This window comes from Mesorhizobium sp. RCAM 06353 (assembly GCF_059683585.1).
On the sequence record NZ_CM185031.1, the window covers coordinates 2,120,429 to 2,141,651 of the forward strand.

Genomic DNA, 21,223 nt, shown 5'->3' on the forward strand with positions numbered 1-21,223 from the left:
CAGACCGCGTTGAACAGTGGCCGATCTACTCGGCCAAATTCGGAAAACGCATCATAGCGTGATCTCGCCACCGCGCGCAGAGCTGTCGGCCGTTCAGGGGAACACATGCGCCTTTCCCGACACGGTGAGCCGCACGATCTCGCCGACCGCCGGCGCGTCCATGCCGGATTTGCGCAGGATCAGCGGCGTGTTGCCGATCGCAGCGGCATCCGGCGGATCGGCATTGTTCAGGAGCCGCACCGCGATCGTGCATGTCGAGCCGGCGAATTCCGATTCCGTCACCTCGCCGAACAACATGTCAGCGGTGCCCGACATGCCTTCGCGCGATGTTCTCTTCAGCGCAATCTGCTCCGGCCGCAGCATGATGCGGGCGATATCGCGGCTGTCATTGGTGTCGACGGCGATGCGGCCGAGCGGTGAGTTGGCGAAGCCACCCGCGATCTTCGCCGGCAGGATGATGGCGTCGCCGAGAAACTCGGCGATCATCCTGTCCTTGGGCTTGAGGTAGAGATCGCGCGGCGTGCCGACCTGCGAGAATTTGCCGTCGCGCATCACCGCCACCTGGGCAGCGAAGGACAGCGCCTCGGCCTGGTCATGCGTCACCAGGATGGTGGTGATGCCGGCCGCCTCCAGAAGTTCGGCCACCGCCTTGCGCATCGAGGCGCGCAGGCCGGTATCCAAGGCCGAGAACGGCTCGTCGAGCAGCATCAGCCTTGGCTTCATCGCCATGGCGCGGGCGAGCGCCACGCGCTGCTGCTGGCCGCCGGAGAGTTCGTGCGGGCGGCGCCTGAGGATCGCCTTGTCCAGGCCGACGATATAGGCGAGTTCGACGATGCGCTCGGCGCGCTTGTCCTCGCCCCGGCCCATTCCGAAACCGATATTCTCCGATATGGTCAGATGCGGGAACAGGGCGCCGTCCTGCGCCACCACGCCGATGCCGCGACGATGTGCCGGGACAGCGGCGGCGCCATTGGCCAGTACCTCGCCGTCGAGCACGATGCGGCCCTGGTCCGGTGCCTCGAAGCCGGCGATCAGCCGCAGCAAGGTCGTCTTGCCGCAGCCGGAGGGACCGACGATTGCGGTCCGGCTGCCGCTGGCGACATTGAGGTCGACCCCGGCAAGGGCTGCGACCGGGCCGTAATGCTTGTGCAGGCCGCTGATTTCGAGAAAGCTCATCGTCCGGCCATCCGTTTCGACTGGACATAGAGCAGCCAGGTGAGCGGTAGCGACATCGCCACCATGATGAAGGCGTAAGGGGCGGCCGAGGCGTAGTCGATCTCGCCGCTGTAGGACCAGAATGCCATCGCCAGCGTGCGGGTGCCGTTCGGCGCCAGCATCTGTGTCGCGGTGAGCTCGTTCATGATGCCGAGCGCCACCAGCGCCATGCCGGCCGCCGCACCTGGAGCCGACAGGCGGATGGTCGTCGACCACAGCGCGTTGAGCGGACGCCGGCCAAGGCTGGACGCGGCGCGCTCGAGCTCGACCGGGGCCTGGGCGATCGAAGCGCGCAGGCTGACCAGGGCTCGCGGCAGGAACATGAGTGCATAGGCGACCAGGATGGTGAACAGCGTCTGATAGAGCGGCAGGGCGATGCGCACGGTGATGGTGACCAGCGCCAGCGCGATGACGACACCCGGTAGCGAGCCGACGATGTAGTTGCAACCCTCCAGCAGGCGCTGCAACGGCCCGGGCGCGCGGATCGAGATCCAGGCCATCGGCATGGCGGCGATAGTGGCGAGCAAGGCGCCGGCAAGCGCCAGGAACAGCGTCTGGCCGAGCGCCAGGCCAATCTCGTCGAGACGCCAGACATCGGCGCCGCCGGCGACGAGCCAGCGGCCAATGGTGATGAACGGCACGCCAAGCGCCAGCAGCGTGGTGACGACAAGCAAGAGCAGGCTCGGTATGGTGGCGCGGCCGAGGTTTGTCCGCTGCTGATACCGCGCCGCGCCGGAGCCGACACGGGCATAACGCTCCTCGCCGCGCACCAGCACTTCGAGGCCCAGAAGCACGAAGCAGCAGGTCACCAGGACGCCGGCCAGCATATTGGCGGCCGGTCCGTTGAAGGTCGACTGGAACTGGTCGACGATCGCCGTGGTGAAGGTGTCGAAGCGGATGAAGACGTAGAGGCCGTATTCGGCCAGCAGATGCAGTCCGACCAGCAGCGAGCCGCCGCAGATGGCGAGCCTGAGCTGCGGCACCACGACACGCCAGAAGACGCGCCAGGGCCCAAGGCCAAGGGCTGCTGCCGCGTCCTCCAGCGCGGGATCAAGGCGACGCAGCGCCGCCGATATGGGCAGATAGAGGAAGGGGAAATAGGCGATCACCGACACCAGCACGCCGGCCCACAGGCCGTGCAGCCCGGGCACCATGGTGATCCAGGCATAGGAGTGGACGAAAGCGGGAATGGCGAGCGGCGCCACGCACAGCCAGGCCCACAGCCTGGCGCCGGGCAGGTCGCTGCGCTCGGTCAGCCAGGCCAGCGCGACCGACAGCACGATGGCGATCGGCACGGCCAGCAACTCCAGCAGCGTGGTGTTGACCAGCAATTCGCCGACGCGCGGCCGGAAGACCAGCGCCGCAACGGTGTCCCAGCCGGTCTGCACCGCGATCCAGATGATGAAGGCGAGCGGCACGAGGGCGAGCAGCGAGACGAGAACAGCGGCAGTGACAAGCCAGCGTGCGGCCCGCCGCTGCGGCCTTCGACGCATCTTCATCGGCAGGTACGAGCGCGCGAGATCGAGCGTGGGCTGCATCAGCTCGGACGCCCCACGGTTGCGGCGGGGTGCCGGCAATCAAGGGACCACGGTCGGCGGTCAGGAACGCAGCGTGTCGTCATCGACGAAGGCCATCTCGAAAATAAAACGCTCCCGCGGAAGGCAAGGTCCCGCGGGAGCACGGTCTGACGTCCTTATCAGGACGAACGGCAACTAAAGCAAGCCGGCTGCCGTCATCAGGTCGGTGACCTTCTTGGAGTTCAGTGTTGTGGCGTCGACCTTCGGCGCCTGGAGATCAACCAGCGGCACCAGCTTCGGATTGGACTCGGCACCCTTGCCGACCGCGTATTCGAAGGAGGTTCCGTTCTTCAGCACGTCCTGGCCGCCCTTGCCGGTCACCCATTTCAGGAAGGCCTGGGCTTCCTTCGGATGCTTGCTCGAGGCGAGCACACCGCCACCGGAGACCGAGACAAAAGCGCCCGGATCCTGGTTCTTGAAATAATGCAGCGCGACGTTCTTGCTGTTCTCGCCGGTCTTGGCCTGATCGCCGAAGTAGTAATAGTGGTAGATCACCCCGCCTTCGATCTCGCCGGCGTTGACCGCCTTCATCACCGTGCTGTTGCCCTTGTAGGCGGTGAAGTTCTCCTTCATCGCCTTCAGCCAGTCCGCCGTGGCGGCCTCGCCCTTGAGCTGCAGCAATGCGCTGACGATGGCCTGGAAATCGGCGCCCGAGGGCGAAGCGGCCCAACGGCCCCTCCAGCTCGGGCCGGCAAGATCAAGCAGCGACTTGGGCAACTGGTCGGCCTTGAGCTTGGTCGTGTTGTAGGCAAAGACGGTGCTGCGCGCGGCCACACCCACCCATTTGCCGCTGGCGGCCTGATAGTCCTGCGGCACCTGAGCCAGCGTGTCGGCGTCGACCGGCGCGAACAGGCCGGCATTCTCGACCAGCACCATGGCGGGTGAGTTCTCGGTCAGGAACACGTCGGCCGGCGAAGAGGCCCCTTCGGCGACGATCTGGTTGGAGAAGTCGCTGTCGCCGCCATTGCGCAGCGTGACCTTGATACCGGTTTCCTTGGTGAACCCCTCGGCCCATTCCTTGGCCAGGCTTTCATGCTGGGCGTTGTAGACGATGATGCCGGCATCCTCGGCCATTGCCGGACCGGCGGCCAGGCTGATTGCAAGTGCGGCGGCACCAGCAAGGGCGGAAAGGGTGAATTTCATAGCGTCATCCTCGATGTCTTTGGTCTTTGCACGCTGCACCTATCGATACCTGACAGGCATAGTCAACATTGACGACTGCTTCAATCGGTCGCTGAGGCGCAAAGGTCGACGCAAAGCGGACAATTCCATGTGATGGCGATATGGATCGAGGTCTCTCGCCAGACGTAGTCGCAAGACCTGTAAGGTGACCCGGTATGCGGCTGTGCCTTCAAGGCCCGCAAACTTTCGTGATTTGCCCGTAGTTTGGCTTGGACATTATTTCGCCGGCCACGTAACAAATCGGTGCCGAGGCGCGAAAATCGGGGAGTGAACTCTTGTGAGCGGCAAGGACGAGGCCGAGCTTTCCCGGCTGTTGCGGGCCGCGATCGCGGGAGATGAAAAGGCCTATGCCGACTTTCTGCACCGGATTGCCGCGCTGGTGCGCGGCTTTGTCCGGCGCAAGATCGTGCAGGGCGGGGTCGATCCCGAGGATGTCGTGCAGGAAACCTTGCTGGCCATTCATGTGAAACGGCATACCTGGCGCCAGGACGCGCCGGTTCTGCCCTGGATCTATGCGATCGCCCGCTTCAAGCTGATCGATGCGTTCCGGCGGCGCGGACGGCGTATCGAGATCGATGTCGACGATATCGCCGAGACCTTCGCAGAACCGGAAACCGAAACCGTCAGCGAGCGCGACATCAACCGGGCCCTGGACGGGCTGCCACCGGCACAGCGTTCCGTGGTTTCGGCGGTATCCGTGGAAGGCCGCTCGATCGGCGAGACAGCGGCGAAGTTCGGCATCAGCGAGACGGCGGTGCGTGTGTCGCTGCATCGCGGACTTGCTGCCATAGCCAAGCGATTTGGGCAGGGGCGATTCGGGCGGGAATGACATGAGGACCGAGGATCTCATCAAGGCGCTCGACGCCGACGCAAGCAGCAAGGCGATGCCATTGCGCTCGGCCTGGTGGCTGGCTGCTGGTGCGGCCATTGTCATCGCGGCAGTCGTTTTCCTGCTGACGATCGGCCCGCGCCCCGACTTCATGGTGGCCGCGCATACGATGCGCTTCCTGTCGAAATTCGTCTTCACCATCGTGCTGGCCATCAGCGCCTTCGCCCTTATCCGCGCCTTGTCGACGCCAGGCTCCCCGACTGGTCTGGCGATGGCGGGAATGCTTGCCGCGCCGTTGCTGGTGGCCGTGGCCGTGGTTCTGGAGCTCTTCATGGTGCCGGAGGCGTTGTGGGGCACGCGCATGGTCGGCTCCAACATGATGATCTGCATGGGCTTCATCCCGCTGATCGGCATCGGCCCGCTGGCCATCTTCCTGTGGATGCTGCGCTACGGCGCACCGACACGGCCGGTGCTGGCCGGCGCGGTCGCGGGCCTGCTCGCCGGTGGGCTGGCGGCGACCTTCTATGCCGCGCATTGTTTCGACGATTCGCCGCTTTTCGTTGCCACCTGGTACACGATCGCGATTGCGGCGCTTGCCTTGCTTGGCGCGCTCGGGGGGCGGTTTTTCGTGCGCTGGTAGCAGGATACCTGCGACCACACCCCGTGCAAACCGATCCTTAATCATGCCGGCAATTGTTTGCCGGTTACCGCTGTCGCCAGTACCCCTCACGCAACCTTTCCTTAAAATCGATCCTTCAGGGTTTTAACGGGAAAAAGCGATTGCCCACGGGGGTGGCACGGATCGTGAGATTACCGGGACTCATCAGGCTCCACAGACATGTTACGCCGGCGTTGCTCGTGGCCGGTCCCGCCGCAGTGGCGGCCTCGGTCGTGCTGTCGAGGCTGGACCTTGGCGCCGAGACACTCAGATTTTGTCTTCAGGTGTCGGTCGCCGTTGCGGCCGGCGCGCTTTTCCTTGCCGGCCTGTTTGTCGTTCGTATTTCCGACGACCATCGGCAGATCGCACAGGGCGAGCAGCGCTTCCGCCGGGCCATGCAGGATTCGGCGATCGGCATCGCCATCGTCGGGCTGGACGGGCGCATTCTCGAAACCAATCCGGCCTTCGCCTCGATGCTTGGCTACAGCCGCGAGGAGATCGAGGCACTGACCTTTTTCCAGATTACGCACCCTGACGACCTGCATGTCGGGCGGGAAACCATGGACGGCATCAAAGCGGGTACAGTCAACGCCTTCCAACTCGAAAAGCGGTACCTCAAGAAGGACGGCACACCTGTCTGGGGTCATCTAGCCGGCTCCGTCATTCGCGACGAGAAAGACGGGCGCCCGCTCTATCTTGTCTCACAGATCGAGGACATCGACGCGCGCAAGCAGGCCGAAGCGCGCATCACCGAGGCCGAAACACGCTGGAATTTCGCTCTGGCCGGCGCGGGTCAGGGCGTCTGGGATTTCGACATCCGCAAAGGTGGCACGACCTACTCCTCGACCTGGGTCAAGATGCTGGGTTACGCGGATGGCGAACTCGACGGCGATCCGGACCGCTGGCTGACCATGATCCACCCCGACGACCGCGAGACCGTCGCCGAAGCGGACCGTGCCCACCTTGACGGCCAGACGGAGTTTTTCGAGGCCGAGTTCAGGATGCGTCACAAGCACGGCCACTGGGTCTGGATCCTCGACCGTGGCAAGGCCATCGAGCGCGACGGGGACGGGCGTCTGATCAGGGCCATCGGCAGCCTGACCGACATCACCCGGCGCAAGGAAGTCGAAGAGCGCCTGATGGTGTCGGCGGCAATGCTGGCCGACGAGAAGGAGCGGCTCCGGGTGACGCTGCAGTCGATCGGCGATGCCGTTATCTGTACCGATGCGGCGAACCGCGTCACCTTCATGAACCCGGTTGCCGAGAAGTTGACCGGCGTTTCCGGCGAGGCGGCCCTCGGCAAGACGCTCGGCCATGTCTATTGGGCGGTCGACGAGGAGACGGGGCACAGGATCGGCGTGACACGGCCGGCGATCGGCGCGGAGGCGCCCTCCGACCAGAACAGCCGCGCCGTGTTGATCCGCCGCGACGACACACGCTGCAGCATCCGTCAGGTCGTGTCGCCGATCATGAACGAGCGCAACGAATTCTGCGGGCTGGTCATCGTCTTCCAGGACTTCACCGATGCGCGTGCCCTGCAGCGCCAGCTGGCTCACGCCGCCGCGCATGATGCGCTGACCGGCCTTGCCAATCGCTCGAGTTTCATCCGCACCATGGAGGGATTGGTCGATCAGGCGCGCAAGGACGGCACGACGATCGGGAGCGGCCATCAGTTCATGTTCATCGACCTCGACCATTTCAAACTGGTCAATGACACCGGTGGTCACGCCGCGGGCGACGCCTTGCTCAAGCGGGTCGCCGAGGCCGTGCGCGGCGTGCTTGGGCCCGAGGACATTGTCGCGCGCCTGGGTGGCGACGAATTCGCGGTCATCCTGAAATCGGGTTCGACCGCCGGCGCCAGGATCGCGGCGCGCTCCATCATCGATGCGATAGCCGGCCTCAACTTCACCTGGGACGGCCGGCCGCACGCGATCGGTGCCAGCATCGGGCTGGCGGCGATCTGCGCCAATTGCGGTGAAGTCGATGAGATCATCGCAAAGGCCGACGCCGCCTGCTATGCGGCCAAGGCCGCCGGCCGTGGATGCGTTTTCGTGGCGCCGGATGACAGGATCACAGACGGCAGGTCAGAACCGCCCGCGCCGTTTGCCGCAGCGTCATAGGCGGAGTTATTTTTTTGACGCAATTCCCAAGGGAAAGCGCTCTGCGCTTTTCCCGGGGAAACCGCCTCACACTTTCCCTGGAATTGCTCTAGCGCGTCGGGACGGGGTGCTCACCGCGATAGTCGTAGAAGCCGCGCCCGGTCTTGCGGCCAAGCCAGCCGGCCTCGACATATTTGACCAGCAGCGGGCAGGGGCGGTATTTCGAATCCGACAGCCCGTCATGCAGCACCTGCATGATCGACAGGCAAGTGTCGAGACCGATGAAATCGGCAAGCTGCAGCGGCCCCATCGGATGGTTGGCGCCAAGCCGCATGGCGGTGTCGATGGCATCGACCGAGCCGACGCCCTCATAAAGCGTGTAGATCGCCTCATTGATCATCGGCAGCAGGATGCGGTTGACGATGAAGGCCGGGAAATCCTCCGAGACCGTGATCGTCTTGTCGAGCTGCTTCACATAGGTCTTGGCCGCCTCGAAGGTCTGGTCCTCGGTGGCGATGCCGCGCACCAGCTCGACCAGCTTCATCAGCGGCACCGGGTTCATGAAATGTATGCCGATGAAGCGCTCCGGCCGGTCTGTCTGCGCGGCGAGCCGCGTGATCGAGATCGACGAGGTGTTGGTCGCCAAGATGGCTTCGGGGTTGAGCTGCGGACAGAGCTGGGCGTAGATCTTACGCTTGACCGTCTCATCCTCGGTCGCTGCCTCGATCACCAGATCGGCGCCTGCCAGATCGGCCATCGTCGGCGCCGAGCCGATGCGCGCCATCGCCTGGTTGCGCAGCTTCTCGTCAAGCTTGCCGGAGCCCACCTGGCGGGCCATGTTGCCGCTGATGGTGGCGATGCCCTTCTCGATGCGATCAGGCGATATATCGTAGATCAGCACCTTGTAGCCCGATAGGGCGGAGACATGGGCGATACCCCCACCCATCTGGCCCGCGCCGATGATGCCGATCGTCTCGATCTTGCTCATTACACCGATCCCGTCCTGAGCCCTTCCGCATGAATTGCGAAAGCGCTCCACCTTTTTGTTTTCCGCAATTTCAGCAAAACCGCTGCGCACTTTTGCTGAAATTGCTTTTGGCCTTTGCGGCCTGGTTTTTGTGCAGTGCAAACTAAAAGGGCGGGGAGACTTCGTCTACCCCACCCCAGGTATTTAATACGCTTTGTCAGAGAGCGTCAAAGCGCCTTCTGCAACTCCGGCAGGATGACGAAGAGATCGCCGACGAGGCCGTAGTCGGCAACCTGGAAGATCGGCGCCTCTTCGTCCTTGTTGATGGCGACGATGACCTTCGAATCCTTCATGCCGGCGAGGTGCTGGATGGCGCCGGAGATGCCGACCGCGATGTAGAGATCGGGGGCGACGACCTTGCCGGTCTGGCCGACCTGCCAGTCGTTGGGCGCATAGCCGGCATCGACAGCGGCGCGCGAAGCGCCGACCGCCGCACCGAGCTTGTCGGCAACCGGCAGGATGACTTCCTGGAACTTTTCCGAGGAGCCGAGAGCACGGCCGCCCGAAATGATGATCTTGGCCGAGGTCAGTTCCGGACGGTCGGTGTCCGACAGCTTGTTCTCGACGAAGGTGGAGAGGCCGGGATTGGCCGCCGCCTTGACGGTCTCGACCGCGGCCGAGCCGCCCTCGGGGGCTGCCTGGAAGGAGGCGGTGCGCACCGTGATGACCTTCTTGGCGTCGGTCGACTGCACGGTCTGGATGGCGTTGCCGGCATAGATCGGCCGCTTGAAGGTGTCCGGCGAGATCACTTCGATGATCTCGGACACCTGTGCGACATCAAGCAGGGCCGCCACGCGCGGCGCGACGTTCTTGCCCGACGAGGTGGCGGGCGCGATGATGGTGTCGTAGGCGCCGGCGAGCGACACGACGAGTGCCGCCGTCGGTTCGGCGAGACGCTCGGCGAGCTCGTCGGCTTCGGCCAGCAGCACCTTGCTGACGCCCTTCAGCTTGGCGGCGGCGTCGGCCGCGCCCTTGGCGCCCTTGCCGGCGACCAGCACATGCACGTCCGAGCCGATCTGCAGGGCCGCCGAAAGCGCCTTGGCGGTCTGGTCGGAAAGGGTGGCGTTGTCGTGTTCCGCGATGAGGAGAATTGCCATTTTATCTGTTCCTTCCGATCTCAGAGCACGCCGGCTTCGTTCTTCAGCTTGTCGACCAGTTCGGCGACGCTCTTGACCTTGACGCCCGCCTTGCGGCCGCTTGGCTCTTCGGTCTTGATGACCTTGAGGCGCGGCTTGACGTCGGCGCCGTAGTCGGCCGGGCTCTTTTCGTCGAGCTGCTTCTTCTTGGCCTTCATGATGTTGGGCAGCGAGGCGTAGCGCGGCTGGTTGAGGCGAAGGTCGGCGGTGATGATCGCCGGCATCTTCAGTTCCACCGTCTGCAGGCCGCCGTCGACTTCGCGCGTCACCTTGGCCTTGTCGCCGTCGAGCACGACCTTTGAGGCGAAGGTGCCTTGCGCCCAGCCGAGCAGGGCCGCCAGCATCTGGCCGGTCTGGTTCGAGTCGTCGTCGATCGCCTGCTTGCCGAGGATGACGAGGCCGGGCTGTTCGGCGTCGACGACGCCCTTCAGCACCTTGGCGACGCCGAGCGGCTCGGTCTGCTCGTCGGTCTTGACCAGGATGGCGCGGTCGGCGCCCATGGCGAGCGCGGTGCGCAAGGTTTCCTGCGCCTGCTGCGGGCCGATCGACACGACGATGATCTCTTCGGCCTTGCCGGCTTCCTTGAGCCGGATCGCCTCTTCCACCGCGATCTCGTCGAACGGGTTCATCGCCATCTTGACGTTGGCGAGTTCCACCGCCGAACCATCAGCCTTCACGCGAACCTTGACGTTCGCATCCACAACCCGCTTCACGGGCACAAGGATCTTCATTTGCCTGTCACCTCTTCACGCTAGTTGGGCGCGCTATAGCAGCCTGCGCCCCTTCTGAGTTGTCGAAAGCCGACATTCCTGACTGAATTCCGGCCAGACGGAATTCTGGCCGGATGGAAATTCTGGTCTTTGCCCGCCTTGGGCTTAGACGGAGACGTTTCCGTAGTTGGGGCAACCCTTGACGTCAATACGCTGAAAGCGGCTCAAATCGGTTCAGTTTGAGCCCGAGGGGGTTCCCCGGCCCCAGCGCGTCGTGGTGGCCGTCGGTTCAGGCGCCGCTGGTTCAGCGGCAACCGGCGACGGGTCTGATGTGGGAACCACGGTATCCTCGTCAGCGCCGGCAAAAAGTGGCACGCCGCGGCTGCGCAGGACCAACACCAGCACGGCGCCGGCGATGATGCCGCCGATGTGGCAGGCCCAGGAAATCTGGTCCTCGCCACCGGCGGCGAACATGACGATCTGGAACAGCACCCAGAGGATGAGCGGGATAAAGGCCGGAATGCGCAGCGGGATGCGGGCGAAGGCCAGAACCCAGACCTTCACCCGGGGGTAGAGGATCAAATAGGCGACGACCACGCCGGCGATGGCGCCGGAGGCGCCGATTAGCGGCGCCTGCGAATTCCAGGCGACGAGGCCCTGGAAGGCGGCGCCGGCGATGGCGCACAGCAGATAGAAGATCAGGTAGCGGATGTGGCCGAGCGCGTCTTCGACATTGTCGCCGAACACCCAAAGGAACAGCATGTTACCGCCGAGGTGGAAGATGTCGGCATGCAGGAAGGAGTAGGTGACGTAGCTCAGGCTTTCAGGGATGATGACAAAGCGAGGGTCGAGCTCGGCTGTGTTGTGAACGACGGAGGGGATGAAGCCGAGACCGAGTACGGCAGCATTGGTGAAATTCTCTCCGCCGAGTGCCGTGGCGCAATAGACGAGTGCGTTGGCCACGATCAGGCCGATTGTCACATATTGCAGGCGGATGTGGCGCAGCCTGTTGGTGTCGTAAAGCGGGATGAACATCGTCCCTGGCCCCCTCCCGCTTTCGGTTCGTTCATCGGTTCTTGCCGGGAACCCATAGCACGTCGGCATTTCCATTGTCATTGACCGCCCGGGCGGCGACAAACAGGAAATCCGAGACGCGGTTGATGTATTTCAGCCCGTCGCGGTTGACGTGCTCGCTTGGGTCTTGAGCCAGCGCCACCATCAGCCGTTCGGCCCGCCGCGCCACCGTGCGGGCGAGATGCAAGGCCGCCGCAGCCGGCGTGCCGCCGTTGAGCACGAAGGATTTGAGCGGCTGGAGATCCTTGTTGAGAAGATCGATGTCCTTTTCCACACGGTCGGTCTGCGTGGCGATGATGCGCAGCGGTTCATAGCCAAGCGGCTTGCCGTCGTCGGGCACCGCAAGATCGGCGCCGAGGTCGAAGAGATCGTTCTGGATACGGGAAAGCATGGCATCGATCGCCGGATGGCTGGTTGCCGTATGGACGCGGGCGATGCCGATACAGGCATTGGCCTCGTCGACCGTGCCGTAGGCGTCCACGCGCAGGTCGGATTTCAGCCGCCGCTCGCCGGTGCCGAGACCCGTGGTGCCATCGTCGCCGGTGCGGGTGTAGATCTTGTTGAGCTTGACCACGTCGCCTCCCGAACGGTCGCTATCCTCACTTGCGGGTGAAATACACCGCGAGCAGAATCAGCACCAGCGCCACGGCCTGCAGCATGACACGTGCCTGCATCAGCTTGTTCGAGGTGACGCCGGAGCCGCCACGCATCATGTTGATGAGGCCTCGGATCAGCACGATCACCACGGCGGCCATGACCAGAATGGCGAGGATGTTGAAGACGGTTGCCATTGTTGCGTTTCCAGTTGTTTTCGCGTTCAGGCACGTTTGGCCATCAGGCGGTAGAGTATCGATGCCGGCAGAATGCGTTTGAGCGCAGCGCCGATCCTGGCCGGCACCGTTACCACATAGTGCGGGCGCGGGCGCCGCGACAGAAGTGCATGACGCAGAACCTTATGGACCACTTCGGGTCCAGGTTTCAGCGCCGACTGGCTGCCGCCGGCCCGCAGCCGCTGCAGTTGCGCGGCATAGTCGGCGCTGTGCACGGAATTCTCGATGTCGATGTTTTTCAGGAACCAGGGCAAGCCGTTGCTGGCGATCTTCGATTTCACCGGCCCTGGTTCGATCAGCGAAACATGGACGCCGCTGCCTTCCAGTTCCTGGCGCTGACAGAGCATCAGCGCCTCGAGTGCATGTTTGGACGCCGAATAGGCACCGCGAAAGCGCACCGGCACGAGGCCAAGGATCGATGAGCAATGGACGAGGCGGCCATGGCCCTGGCGGCGCATGACCGGCACGAGACGGCTGGTCAAATCATGCCAACCGAAGAAATTGACCTCGAACTGCTCTTTCAGCGCTGCCACCGACAGGTCTTCGACCGCGCCGGCCTGGGCGTAGGCGCCGTTGTTGAAGAGCGCGTCGAGCCTTCCGCCCGTGCGCTCGAGCACTGAAGTCACCAGAGCGGCGATCGAGTCCGGGTCGCTGTAGTCGAGGTAGAACGCCTCGATGCCGTCTGTTTCCAGTGCGGCGATGTCTTCCGGCTTGCGCGCCGTGGCGAACACCAGCCAGCCTTCCGCCTTCAGCGCTCGCGCGCAATAGGCGCCTATGCCTGAGGACGCACCGGTGATGATGATGGTGCGCAACGCGGTCGCTGGAGAATTCGTGGTTTGACTCAGGGTTGCCATTTGCCGCATTCACTTCCCATATTCGCGGCGTCGAGACAATCGAAGGGAGCGCGCGTCCTTGCTGCGGAATATTGTCGCCCTGCGCCGCGTGCTCTACGACGCGCTTGGTCATTTCAACACCGATGACGGCTGGGCGATGGCCAGCCATCTGGCGATCACCTCGCTGATGGCGCTGTTTCCGTTCCTGATCTTCGCCACGACGCTGGGCAGCTTCCTCGGCGCCCAGGCCTTTGCCGACACGGCCGTGCACCTGGTCTTCGACACCTGGCCGGATCAGATCGCCAAGCCGATCGCACATGAGGTGCTGAACGTGCTGACTGTCCGGCGCACCGACCTGTTGACCTATGGCGTGCTGCTTGCCGCCTATTTTGCCTCGAACGGTATCGAGGCGCTGCGCACGTCGCTCAACCGCGCCTATCGCGTCACGGAGACGCGCGGCATCATCCATCGCCGCGTGCAGAGCCTGTTCTTCGTGCTGATCGCGACGGCCGGGTTCCTGGCGATCAGCGTGCTGCTGGTCTTCGCGCCCTTGCTGGCGCGGCTTGCCGAAGCCCATTTCGAGTGGATCAAACCCTATACCGGCACGATCACGCTGTGGCGCTACGTCATTGCCTCAACCGTTATCATCGGCGGGCTGTTTTCGGTGCACTACTGGCTGCCGGCCGGCAAGCGCCGCTTCGTCTCGCTGGTGCCGGGCATCATCTTCACACTGGCCGCATGGCTCATCGGCTCGACGATGTTCGCCACCTATCTCGACCATTTCTCGTCCTATGTGACGACCTATGCCGGCTTGGCCTCGATCATGATCGCCGTGGTTTTCCTCTACATCGTCTCGGCGATCTTCATCCTCGGCGGCGAGCTCAATGCCGCAATCAGCCGCTATCTGGAGGCGCGCGCCCGGGTCGGATGAGTTCCCTTGGTCTGCCGCGCCGTCGCCAGGCCGACGCCGAACGTCGTGATCGCCATGCCGACAATCTGCAGCGCGTTGAGCTGTTCGTTGAAGAGAGCCCAGGCGATGATCGCCGTCACCGCCGGCACCAGGTAGAACAGCGAGGCGACTTTCGACATTTCGCCGTCGCGGATCATCACCATCAACAGGAAGATGGCGCCGAGCGACAGCACCAGCACCAGCCAGGCCATGGCGAAGATCAGTTCGCCATTGATGACGACCGTGTGCGTCTCGAAGGCAAGGGCGGCGAGGATCATCAGCGAGGCGCCGCCGACATATTGCCACATGGTGGCCGCCACGAGGTCGCCGCCGGACGCAAAGCGCTTCTGCCAGATGGTGCCGGCGCTCATGCCGAGCACCGAGACCAGCGAGGCGGTCAGCGTCGCCGCGGTTACGCCGCCGCCGAGCGCGCCGAGCTTTGGCCACAGTACGATGACGATGCCGACCAGGCCGATGCCGAGGCCAAGCCAGTGGCGCGGCAGGATAGCCTCGCCGAGGAACTTGCCGGCAAGCACCGCGGTGATCAGCGGCTGCAGGCCGACGATCAGCGCCGAAAACCCGGCCGGCATACCCCTGTGGATGGCCCAGAAGACGGCGCCGAGATAGACACCATGCATCAGGATGCCGGCGCCGGTGGCGTGCAGCGCTTCCTTGCGGGTGGCTCGTTTCGAACCCAGCACCGGCATCAGGACGGCCAGCAGGATGGCGGCGATGACGAAACGCGCGGCAAGGAAGGTGAACGGCTCCGCCCATGGCATGGCGTAGCGCGCTCCGATGAAGCCGGTTGCCCACAGGACAACGAAGGTGGCGGGGATGAACCGCTTGATGCTGTGCATTTTCCGGAGGCCGCCGCGCTGGTGAGAATTGACCTGGCGATGCTCTAATGCGGTTCAACCCGGCGCGCAAAACGAAACGATTGATCCATGCATCACCGGAATTCAATTGGTGGCGAATTCGTCACGCGTTGCCAGAGTTCTGCCGGGCTCAGAGCCCGACCATCCGCCTGATATCGTCAGGCGATGCGCCGGCATCGCGCAGCTTGGCAAGGCCGGTATCGCCAAGGCTCTTCGACAGCTTTCGCCCGTCCGGCCCGAGGACGATCCGATGGTGGAAATAGGCCGGCTGCGGCAGCCCGAGCAATTCCTGCAGCAGGCGCTGCATGCCGGTGGCGGAAAACAGGTCTTGTCCGCGCACGACGTGGCTGGCGCCTTGCAGGGCATCGTCGACAATCACGGCGAGGTGGTAGCTGGTCGGGATGTCGCGGCGTGCCACGATCACGTCGCCCCAATCCTGCGGTCGAGCTTCGACCGAATGCGTCGTGGATAGCGTTTCATTCGTGAATTCGGCCCATGCGAGGTCCTTGCCGACGCGCGCAACAGCGGCATCGACATCCAGCCGCCAGGCGAAGGGCGCATTTTCGGCGATGCGCCGCTGGCGTTCTTTCACGGGCAGCGCCTTGTCGGCCGGGGGGTAGAGTGGCACGCCGTCGGGATCGCGCGGCCAGTCACGCCCGCGCTTTTCGCTGTCGGCGATGAAAGCGCGGATTTCGCCACGGCTCATGAAGGCGGGATAGACCAGCTCCTCGCGGATCAGCCGGTCAAGCACCGCCTGATACTCGGCGAAATGCTCGGACTGGCGGCGCACCGGCTCTTCCCAGCCAAGCCCCAGCCATTTCAGATCGGCTAGCACGCCCGCCTCGAATTGCGGCGTACAGCGCGTGGTGTCGATATCCTCGATGCGCAGCAACAGACGGCCGCCCGAGGCGCTTGCCAGCTTCTGATTGAGCAGCGCCGAATAGGCATGGCCGAGATGCAATTCGCCGTTGGGGCTGGGTGCGAAGCGGAATGTCAGGAGCGTCATGTCTCGATCGGCAATCGGGTTGTGCTGCGGTTTTGGCGGTTGCTACTTTGCGGCACATTGGCGGACAAGGATACAATGCAACGCATCGCGACACTGGACGACATTGCCCGCGGGCTGGATGCGCTTTGCATCATCGACCCGCGCCTGGAAAAGGTGCGCGGCATGGCCGGCGAGGTGCCGCTCAGGCTCTCCGAGCCCGGCTTCAGAAGCCTGGCGTCGATCATCGTCTCGCAGCAGGTCTCCCGGGCGAGCGCCGACGCCATCTTCGGCCGGCTGACCAGGCTTGTCGATCCGCTGACGCCGCAGGCGATCCTGGCCGCCGGCGAGGACATGTTTCGCGAGGCCGGCCTGTCGCGGCCCAAGCAGCGCGGCCTGATCGCGGTTGCCCAGGCGGTGGCCGACGGCCTCGACCTCAATCACCTGTGTTCGCTTGAGGCCGAGGAGGCGATCACGGCGATGACGGCGGTGTCCGGCATCGGTCCGTGGACGGCGGAAGTGTACCTGCTGTTTGCCGCCGGGCACCCCGACATCTTCCCTGCGCGCGACGTTGCGCTGCAGAGCGCGGTCGGCCATGCGCTCGGCATCGACCCGCGTCCGCCGGAGAAAATACTGATCCAACTCGCCGAATCATGGAGCCCGTGGCGAGGTGTCGCATCGCGGCTTTTCTGGTCCTACTATCGCGAAACCAGGGGCAGGGACGCAGCACCCCCGGCCTGAATCCGCAAAAAAGCATAGAAATCATGCTTTTTTGGCGCTTCGGGCGAGCGACAATCCGCTTCACATCCCTGTCATGTCGGGCTTACAGTATCCGCGCCGTTCGGGTCTAGAACCAAGGAGGTAAACACGTGACGGTTGCCGTATCTCCGGATGGGCTTCCAGCACTGGTGCTGAATGCGGATTACCGTCCGCTCAGCTATTACCCCTTGTCGCTCTGGTCCTGGCAGGACGCCATCAAGGCGGTGTTCCTCGACCGGGTGAACATCGTCGCCGAATACGAGCATGCGGTGTCCTCGCCGACCTTCTCGATGAAGCTGCCGAGCGTGGTCAGCCTGAAGGCCTATGTGAAGCCGTCCAGGCACCCGGCCTTCACCCGCTTCAACGTCTTCCTGCGCGACCGCTTCCAATGCCAGTATTGCGGCACGCCTGACGACCTGACCTTCGACCATGTCATCCCCCGCCATCGCGGCGGCGCCACGACCTGGGAAAATGTCGTTGCCGCCTGCTCGCCCTGCAATTTGAGGAAGGGCGGCATGATGCCGGCCCATGCCAAGATGTTTCCGCTGCAGAAGCCCTACCAGCCGACGGTGCATGATCTGCACAACAACGGCCGTTTGTTCCCGCCGAACCATCTGCACGAAAGCTGGATGGATTATCTCTACTGGGATGTCGAACTCGAGCCATAGAGTTCGGCAGAAATCCGCCATGCTGGCCGCCTGACGCAGCTTTCCGCGCTTCCCCGGTCTGCTGCGGCGCAGTAGAACTGAGCTCACGTACTTAAGTACGCTCCGCTCGTCGACTGCGTCGACCCCGAAAGCCGCGCCATCCGACTCAGCCCGCCGAATTTCTGGACGAACTCTGCGTCGCGCTGGTTAATCGCGGGCCAGCGCACCTCGGAAGGCGACCGCTGCAAGCACAAGGCTGGCGATGGCGTTCCAGCCGGCCAGCGACAGTCCCAGGATGCGCAGTGCGGCCTTGTCGCAGGAGGGCGGCACGAATTTGTCGAGCGCGTCGAGAACGCCCTTGCCGCCGGTGTCGACCGGGCCGGCGCCCGCCGTGCAGTCGGTCGGGCCGGCCCACCACTGCCACTCGACGCCGGAATGGTAGACGCCGAGATAGAGGCCGTAGAGCATCAGCAGGCCGCCAATGCCCAGCAGGCCGCGCGTCAGCCAGGCCGGCGCGTGCAGCATCGAGGCAATCACCGCCAGCACCATCAGCGGCGCGCCGACATAGTAGGGGGTGCGTTGTTCCAGGCAGAGGTGGCAGGGGATATAGCCGCCAATGTACTGGAAGCAGAGCGCCGAGCCGACGGTCGCGGCCATGGCGACGGCGAGAAACAGGGCGGTCCGCGTCCGCTGGCGTCCGATATCGGCATTCATGGTCGCTGTCATGAGGTCTTTCGTCCGTTGTGTTCGCCGCCCGCTTGGCTTCTTGTCCATGTCGTTGTCCCAAAACCGCAGGGCACTTTTGGGCGACAAGGATCAGAACGCGTATTTGATCAGGATATAGAGCAAAATCAGGGCAGCCGCGCCGGCGCCAACAATCAATCCCAGGCGCTTCTCGATGAACTCCTTGATCGACTCACCGTAGCGGCGCAGCAACCAGGCAAGCAGCAGGAAACGAGCGCCTCGTGCCAAGATGGCCGAGATGATGAAGACAACAAGATTGATGTGAAGCGCCCCGGCCAGAATAGTGACCACCTTGATCGGCGGCAGGTGCGCAACGCCGGACGTGACGAGCAGCACCAGCATGAGCCCGGTGCCGGACGACTGCCATTGCTCGAACGCGGCAAGGCCGCCGAAATGCTCCAGGATCGGCCGGGCTATCGTGTCGTAGGCATAGTAGCCGATCAGCCAGCCGGCAATGCCGCCCAGCACGGACGCAACAGTTGCGGTCAGCGCGTAGCGATAGGCGCGTTCGGGCCGCGCCAACGCCATGGGCAGGAACAGTACGTCCGCCGGAATGAAGAACACCGAGCTCTCGACGAAAGCGATGAAGGCCAGCCACCATTCGGCGGATTTGCGCGCCGCCAGCGACAGGGTCCAGTCGTACAGTCCGCGAAGCATCGGCTCTCCTAATGCGTGTCGCCCAAAAGTGCGCAGATGCCCCGGTGGCAAAGGCAGGGATGAAAACAAGGGCCCAAGCTTGCGCGTCGGTCCCTTCAGACGCGCCACGCTTCATGCGCCGCCTGTCTAGAAAGATTTTCCGCGCTGCACAATGGCAGCACCGCCACGAAATCAAAAGGCGAAGATTGGTCGCATCTCGGTGATCCCGAGAATTGGCCTGTTGACGAACAGGCCTCCAACCGTATAGTCCGCGCCCATCCAGGCCGCCCGGCCTGAGCCCCTATGGCGGAATTGGTAGACGCGCTCGACTCAAAATCGAGTTCCGCAAGGAGTGCTGGTTCGATCCCGGCTAGGGGCACCATTCCATTTTATCGGGCCGTCGACACTCAGCGCATGTTGCCGGTGTGGCCCTGCGAGTATCTGCCGGGCTGCGGCCAGACCGTCAGGCCGTGAGGCTCGACGCCGACCCGGATTTTCGTCACGGCGCCCGAGGTCGTGTCGATCATGTAGACCTCGCTGTCGAAGCGTCCGGACAGCCACAATTGCTTGCCATCGACGCTGACATTGCCCATGTCGGGGCTGCCGCCGTCCGGTATCGGCCATTGCGCGACGACCGAGCGGGTGGCGAAATCGATGACGGTCACGCTGCCCGGCCCCTTTGCGCGGCCTTGCTCCATCTTGTGCGAGCCGCGATTTGAAACGTAGAGCTTTGTCCCGTCACGGCTGACGACAAAACCGTGCGTGCCGATGCCGGTGGCGATGAAGCCGATCTCGGAAAAGCTGTCTCCATTGATCAGGAACACGCCATCATTCATCATGTCGGCAACATAGAAGACCTTGCCGTCGGGGGAGAGCCTGACGTCCTGCGGCATGCCCATTTTCGACAGGGCAAGGTGGCCGAGCACCTTCTGGTTTTTCAAGTCCACCTTCAACAGGCCGCCTTCGCCATATTCGCAGGTGAAGATGGCGTAGGCGCTGTCGACGGAAAAATCGGCGTGATTGATGCCGGGGCAGGTTGGCGTCGGGAGCGTCGACTTCAGCGCCATGGTCTCCGGATCGCGAAAGTCGAGCCGCTGATAGGCTTCATCGACGATGACGGCCGAACTTCCGTCCGGCATGAAATACATGTTGTAGGGGTCATCGACCGGAATTTCGTGACCCGGCTTGGCGGTCCTGGGGTCGATGGGCGTCACGCTGCCCTTGCTGGTGCCGCTGGCGTTGTTGGCGACCCAGAGCGTCTTCAGATCCCAGGACGGAACGACGTGCTGCGGTTTGCGCCCGACAGGGAACCTGTCGACTTCCTTGAGGGTCAGGGGGTCGATCACCGATACGCTGTTGGACGAGCGGTTCGGAACATAGACACGGGGCAGCGCGCCTGCCGTCGCCGGGCTCAAATGATCGGAGCTTGTCAGGTCGTAGATATTGATCGGCGACCGCGAAGGCGCCGGCTCGCTGCAATCCTCCGGGCACGAGCCGGCCGAAGCCGATGCCGAAGACAGGGCAAGCAACAAGACGAGCAGCGCCGGAATGCTCGTGGACTGCGGATATGGTTTGATCATTTGGGCTGCTGTTTTTCGAATTCACGGATCGCTTCGGTCGTTCCGTTGACGATCAAGTCTACGCCGAGTTGGCCAAACGCGGCTGACGATCGTGTCGGATCGCCACCATAGACACCGTCGCCGGCATCGAGTTTCGGCGCCGCCGCAAGGCGATCCTCGCGCACCATGGACGGTTCGATGGCGAGCATGAGCGATGTGTCGGCCAATCCGGCGTGGGTTCCGATCTCCGGTTGCGTGGCGCCGGCAGACAGGAGCTTGTCGACATAGGCGCCCTGGGTGATCTGATAATATTCGAGCGCCGCAAAGATCCGGACCGGGGTTTTGCGCCATTCGGCATTGAGGCGATCGGCGACATGGCGTTCGTCGGCCTGATAGCCGCCGTGGTCGCCGATCAGCACGATGGTCTTGAAGCCATGCAGCTTGAAGCTGCGGGCCGCGGATTCGAGCAACTCCTCGAAAGTCTTGTCGCTGACGGTGATCGTGCCGGGAAACCGCATATGGGCGGTCGGCGGATCGATGGTCCCTTCCGGAACATAGGAGATCACGGGCGCGACCAACGCGTTGCCGAGTTGGCCGGCTATCTTTTCAGCCAGGAACTTGACCCGCACATTGTGCTTGCCCAGCGCCATGGCGGGGCCGCTTTGTTCGGTGCCGCCTATAGGGACAATGATCGTCGTGGCCCCGGCGGCGATCCGGTCGCGCAGTTCGGTCCAGGTCTGGTCCTCGAGGAAAACCGACGCGTTGGCAGCGTGCGCCACTGAGGCAAGGCCTGACAGAAACCAAAGGCCGACGACGATGCCCGCGAACCGCGCGATCGTTGCAGCCTTTATGTAGGGAGCAGGGGGCTCGGCAAGGCGGCAGCCACGGAAGGTAGAGATCAT

22 protein-coding genes and 1 tRNA gene are annotated in these 21,223 nt (G+C 63.8%); 7 read left to right on the plus strand and 16 right to left on the minus strand.

Going from position 1 to position 21,223, the window contains the following annotated elements; all coding sequences use genetic code 11:
• Positions 1-93: 93 nt before the first annotated feature.
• From AC56QX_RS10040 to AC56QX_RS10050, 3 genes are all read right to left on the minus strand, one after another.
• Positions 94-1,176 carry an ABC transporter ATP-binding protein gene (locus tag AC56QX_RS10040; protein ID WP_497115642.1) on the minus strand — a complete coding sequence of 361 codons (1,083 nt, stop codon included), beginning with the start codon at positions 1,174-1,176 and terminating at the stop codon, positions 94-96.
• Positions 1,173-2,753, minus strand: a complete 1,581-nt coding sequence (locus AC56QX_RS10045; RefSeq protein ID WP_497115644.1) for an ABC transporter permease — start codon at positions 2,751-2,753, stop codon at positions 1,173-1,175. Before AC56QX_RS10045 ends, AC56QX_RS10040 begins: the two co-directional genes overlap by 4 nt.
• 174 nt (positions 2,754-2,927) lie before the next feature.
• A complete protein-coding gene (locus AC56QX_RS10050; RefSeq protein ID WP_497115645.1) occupies positions 2,928-3,935 on the minus strand; it encodes an iron ABC transporter substrate-binding protein in 1,008 nt (335 codons plus the stop codon).
• A 316-nt stretch (positions 3,936-4,251) separates the two neighbouring features.
• On the opposite strand from AC56QX_RS10050, the gene AC56QX_RS10055 reads away from it, so the two are divergent.
• The 3 genes from AC56QX_RS10055 (at position 4,252) to AC56QX_RS10065 (ending at position 7,581) form a co-directional block, all read left to right on the plus strand.
• Complete coding sequence (locus AC56QX_RS10055; protein ID WP_019861390.1) at positions 4,252-4,803, plus strand: sigma-70 family RNA polymerase sigma factor; 552 nt, start codon at positions 4,252-4,254, stop codon at positions 4,801-4,803.
• A 1-nt stretch (position 4,804) separates the two neighbouring features.
• The gene (locus AC56QX_RS10060) at positions 4,805-5,443 is read left to right on the plus strand and encodes an NrsF family protein (RefSeq protein WP_497115646.1); all 639 of its coding nucleotides are present in this window, start codon (positions 4,805-4,807) and stop codon (positions 5,441-5,443) included.
• A gap of 218 nt (positions 5,444-5,661) precedes the next feature.
• Entirely contained in the window at positions 5,662-7,581 is a 1,920-nt protein-coding gene (locus tag AC56QX_RS10065; RefSeq protein ID WP_497115648.1) for a PAS domain S-box protein, read from the plus strand.
• A gap of 88 nt (positions 7,582-7,669) precedes the next feature.
• On the opposite strand, the gene AC56QX_RS10070 is transcribed toward AC56QX_RS10065, so the two are convergent.
• The 7 genes from AC56QX_RS10070 to AC56QX_RS10100 form a co-directional block, all read right to left on the minus strand.
• Entirely contained in the window at positions 7,670-8,548 is an 879-nt protein-coding gene (locus AC56QX_RS10070) for a 3-hydroxybutyryl-CoA dehydrogenase (protein ID WP_497115650.1), read from the minus strand.
• 206 nt (positions 8,549-8,754) lie between these two features.
• Complete coding sequence (locus AC56QX_RS10075; protein ID WP_497115652.1) at positions 8,755-9,684, minus strand: electron transfer flavoprotein subunit alpha/FixB family protein; 930 nt, start codon at positions 9,682-9,684, stop codon at positions 8,755-8,757.
• 20 nt (positions 9,685-9,704) lie between these two features.
• A complete protein-coding gene (locus AC56QX_RS10080; RefSeq protein ID WP_258589156.1) occupies positions 9,705-10,454 on the minus strand; it encodes an electron transfer flavoprotein subunit beta/FixA family protein in 750 nt (249 codons plus the stop codon).
• 213 nt (positions 10,455-10,667) lie between these two features.
• On the minus strand, positions 10,668-11,468 hold the full coding sequence (locus tag AC56QX_RS10085) for a rhomboid family intramembrane serine protease (protein ID WP_497115654.1): 801 nt from the start codon (positions 11,466-11,468) through the stop codon (positions 10,668-10,670).
• Between the two features lie 31 nt (positions 11,469-11,499).
• A complete protein-coding gene (locus AC56QX_RS10090) occupies positions 11,500-12,081 on the minus strand; it encodes a cob(I)yrinic acid a,c-diamide adenosyltransferase (protein WP_497115656.1) in 582 nt (193 codons plus the stop codon).
• A 25-nt stretch (positions 12,082-12,106) separates the two neighbouring features.
• Positions 12,107-12,298 carry a twin transmembrane helix small protein gene (locus AC56QX_RS10095; RefSeq protein WP_027031242.1) on the minus strand — a complete coding sequence of 64 codons (192 nt, stop codon included), beginning with the start codon at positions 12,296-12,298 and terminating at the stop codon, positions 12,107-12,109.
• Positions 12,299-12,324: 26 nt separating this feature from the next.
• Positions 12,325-13,191, minus strand: a complete 867-nt coding sequence (locus AC56QX_RS10100; RefSeq protein ID WP_497115657.1) for an SDR family oxidoreductase — start codon at positions 13,189-13,191, stop codon at positions 12,325-12,327.
• A 58-nt stretch (positions 13,192-13,249) separates the two neighbouring features.
• On the opposite strand from AC56QX_RS10100, the gene AC56QX_RS10105 reads away from it, so the two are divergent.
• Complete coding sequence (locus AC56QX_RS10105; protein ID WP_027061768.1) at positions 13,250-14,101, plus strand: YihY/virulence factor BrkB family protein; 852 nt, start codon at positions 13,250-13,252, stop codon at positions 14,099-14,101.
• Here the strand turns inward: AC56QX_RS10105 and AC56QX_RS10110 are convergent.
• Positions 14,071-14,976, minus strand: a complete 906-nt coding sequence (locus AC56QX_RS10110; RefSeq protein ID WP_497115659.1) for a DMT family transporter — start codon at positions 14,974-14,976, stop codon at positions 14,071-14,073. The two genes, AC56QX_RS10105 and AC56QX_RS10110, sit on opposite strands and share 31 nt — an antisense overlap.
• Positions 14,977-15,124: 148 nt before the next feature.
• Positions 15,125-16,000 (minus strand): tRNA glutamyl-Q(34) synthetase GluQRS, encoded by an 876-nt coding sequence (gene gluQRS, locus AC56QX_RS10115; RefSeq protein ID WP_497115660.1) that lies wholly within the window; start codon positions 15,998-16,000, stop codon positions 15,125-15,127.
• A 75-nt stretch (positions 16,001-16,075) separates the two neighbouring features.
• On the opposite strand from gluQRS, the gene AC56QX_RS10120 reads away from it, so the two are divergent.
• Positions 16,076-16,717, plus strand: a complete 642-nt coding sequence (locus AC56QX_RS10120; RefSeq protein WP_464613828.1) for a DNA-3-methyladenine glycosylase family protein — start codon at positions 16,076-16,078, stop codon at positions 16,715-16,717.
• Positions 16,718-16,845: 128 nt separating this feature from the next.
• Entirely contained in the window at positions 16,846-17,403 is a 558-nt protein-coding gene (locus AC56QX_RS10125) for an HNH endonuclease (protein ID WP_027041701.1), read from the plus strand.
• 186 nt (positions 17,404-17,589) lie between these two features.
• On the opposite strand, the gene AC56QX_RS10130 is transcribed toward AC56QX_RS10125, so the two are convergent.
• Complete coding sequence (locus AC56QX_RS10130; protein WP_497115663.1) at positions 17,590-18,108, minus strand: disulfide bond formation protein B; 519 nt, start codon at positions 18,106-18,108, stop codon at positions 17,590-17,592.
• Between the two features lie 90 nt (positions 18,109-18,198).
• A complete protein-coding gene (locus AC56QX_RS10135) occupies positions 18,199-18,783 on the minus strand; it encodes a YqaA family protein (RefSeq protein WP_497115665.1) in 585 nt (194 codons plus the stop codon).
• A 276-nt stretch (positions 18,784-19,059) separates the two neighbouring features.
• On the opposite strand from AC56QX_RS10135, the gene AC56QX_RS10140 reads away from it, so the two are divergent.
• A tRNA-Leu gene (locus AC56QX_RS10140) sits at positions 19,060-19,144 on the plus strand.
• Positions 19,145-19,169: 25 nt separating this feature from the next.
• On the opposite strand, the gene AC56QX_RS10145 is transcribed toward AC56QX_RS10140, so the two are convergent.
• Both AC56QX_RS10145 and AC56QX_RS10150 read right to left on the minus strand, forming a co-directional pair.
• Complete coding sequence (locus tag AC56QX_RS10145) at positions 19,170-20,342, minus strand: YVTN family beta-propeller repeat protein (protein WP_497115666.1); 1,173 nt, start codon at positions 20,340-20,342, stop codon at positions 19,170-19,172.
• On the minus strand, positions 20,339-21,223 hold the full coding sequence (locus tag AC56QX_RS10150; protein WP_497115667.1) for a creatininase family protein: 885 nt from the start codon (positions 21,221-21,223) through the stop codon (positions 20,339-20,341). The genes AC56QX_RS10145 and AC56QX_RS10150 overlap by 4 nt, the downstream gene beginning before the upstream one ends.